This is a genomic window from Tepidimonas sp. (genome assembly GCF_036824975.1).
Lineage (GTDB): Bacteria > Pseudomonadota > Gammaproteobacteria > Burkholderiales > Burkholderiaceae_C > Tepidimonas.
The window spans coordinates 1-2,192 of the sequence record NZ_DAISZC010000126.1 but is presented as its reverse complement, the minus strand read 5'-3'; the positions used below and the strand labels follow the sequence as shown (position 1 = coordinate 2,192).

Sequence of the window (2,192 nt, the reverse complement as noted above, 5' to 3'; positions counted from 1 at the left end):
GGCCAGTTCACCATCCCGCTGATGAAACGCTTCGGCTACAGCCCGGCCTTCGCCGGTGGGGTCGAGGCCACCTCCAGCATGGGCGGGCAGATCATGCCGCCGGTGATGGGGGCGGTGGCCTTCATCATGGCCGAGACGATCAACGTGCCGTACCTGGCCATCGTCAAGGCGGCGTTGCTGCCGGCCATCCTGTATTTCGTCACCGTGTTCTGGATGGTCCACCTGGAAGCCGGACGCAAGGGCCTGATGGGGCTGCCGCGCCAGCAGTGCCCCAACCCCTGGATCGCGGTGCGCCAGCGTTGGTATCTGCTGCTGCCGCTGGCGGCGCTGGTGGCGCTGCTGTTGTCCGGCTTCACGCCCATGTTCTCGGGCACCATCGGGCTGGCGCTGACGGTGGTGCTGATCTTTGGCGCCGCCGTGATGCAGGGGCTGCGCGGCACCGGCTTGCGCGTGCTGTTTTGGGTGCTGTTGGCGCTGGCCTGCGCCGGTTTTTTCCGCTTCGGTGTCGGGACCTTTTTCGTGGTGACGGTGATGCTGGTCGGGCTGACGTACGCGCTGCGCTACGGTGCCGAAACACGCCGCAGCGCCCTCAACGCACTGGCCGACGGGGCCCGGCATGCGCTGCCGGTGGCCGCGGCCTGCGCGCTGGTGGGGGTCATCATCGGCATCATCAACCTCACCGGCGTCGCCGCCGAAATCGGCGGCCATGTCATTGCCATCGGCCGCGACAACCTGCTGCTGGCGTTGATCCTGACCATGCTGACCTGCTTGATCCTGGGCATGGGCATCCCGACGATTCCGAACTACATCATCACCAGTTCGCTGGCCGCGCCGGTGCTGCTCGAGCTCGGGGTGCCGCTGATCGTCAGCCACATGTTCGTGTTCTATTTCGGGATCATGGCAGACCTGACGCCTCCGGTGGCGCTGGCGGCCTTCGCCGCCGCGCCGATCGCACGTGAGCGGGGGCTGCTCATCAGCCTAAACGCCGTACGAGTGGCCATTGCCGGCTTCGTGGTGCCCTACATGGCCGTATACAGCCCGGCGCTGATGCTGCAGGGTGACCCCACGGTCTGGGCCGTGCTGTGGATCGTGTTCAAGGCACTGGTGGCGATCGGCCTGTGGGGTGCGGGCGCGATCGGCTACCTGTGGGGGCCACTGGCCTGGTGGGAGCGAATCCTGGTGATCGCCACAGCCACCCTGCTGGTAGCGGCTTTGCCGATCACCGATGAGCTGGGACTTGGGCTGACCGCGGCCTGGGGGCTGTGGCATGCGTGGCGCAGCCGGCAGCGGCCACCCGCACGCCACGCCACGTGAGCCGACGGCATGGACGGAGCCAGTCTGCCCGCTTGGCTGCTGTGCCTGGCCTGGGCCAGCAGCGGCCCGGCCGCCTGGGACGGCATCGACGCCACCGCGCCGCCACGGCCCGCCGAGGCCGTTTTGCCTTTGCCGCACAGTCTGCGTCTGGAGTGGACCCACTCGATCGAACGCGTGCGCTGGCAGGAGTGGTACACGCCGTCGCTGCCCCCCGATCCCGTGGGGTGGCGTCTGCTGCGGGTGCGCGTGCACGGCTCTGGCGCGGGCATGGAGCCGGCGCCGGACGCCGTCTGGCGCGCCGGCGGTGACAAAAGGACCCCCATGGCACCGGTCACCGAGGCCCTGCGCCTGATGGCGTCGGCGTACGCCGCCGACTACCGCCTCTGCCTCGACGAGCGCTGCCAGCCCCTGCGATCGTGGTGGCGATCCGCCCCCCCTGTCACCGCCCGGGCACGTGGCCGCGTGGGCACAACGCCGGCCCCCTCTGCCGACCCCGATGGCACGCAACCCATACCCGGCGCGGTGGTCGGCCCCGCACCGAATGATAAACAGGGCGATGGCGCCCCCGACGCCGCAGCGGTTCGCCTGCGCCCCTGCCCGTCCGTGCCCGCTACGCCACCGGCAGCAGGAAGCTCTGGCTGATGCGCGTGCCCAGGGCGTTGACGCGCTCCAGAAATTGCGTCAGGAAGGCGTGCAGGCCGTTGGCCAGAATCTCGTCGATGCGCGCGAAGCGCAGCTCGGCGCGCAAGCGGCCCGCCAGCCGCTGTGCTTCGGCCGAATGGTCATTGTGCAGCGACTCCAGGTTGCGCACCACCTCCTCCATGCAGGCAGCCAGACTGCGCGGCATGTCGGCGCGCAGGATCAGCAACTCCGCCACC

At 69.5% G+C, this 2,192-nt stretch carries 3 protein-coding genes; 2 read left to right on the top strand and 1 reads right to left on the bottom strand.

The features are described 5' to 3' along the window. Together V7Z54_RS09865 and V7Z54_RS09860 are read left to right on the top strand one after the other, a co-directional pair. Positions 1 to 1,314, top strand: a 1,314-nt coding sequence (locus tag V7Z54_RS09865) for a TRAP transporter permease (RefSeq protein ID WP_334136237.1), incomplete at its 5' end; no start/stop codon positions are given. Between the two features lie 9 nt (positions 1,315 to 1,323). Next, entirely contained in the window at positions 1,324 to 1,956 is a 633-nt protein-coding gene (locus V7Z54_RS09860) for a DUF1850 domain-containing protein (RefSeq protein ID WP_334136235.1), read from the top strand. Here the strand turns inward: V7Z54_RS09860 and V7Z54_RS09855 are convergent. Then, a partial coding sequence (locus V7Z54_RS09855) for an alpha-E domain-containing protein (protein ID WP_334136234.1) occupies positions 1,925 to 2,192 on the bottom strand: 268 nt, incomplete at its 5' end. The two genes, V7Z54_RS09860 and V7Z54_RS09855, sit on opposite strands and share 32 nt — an antisense overlap.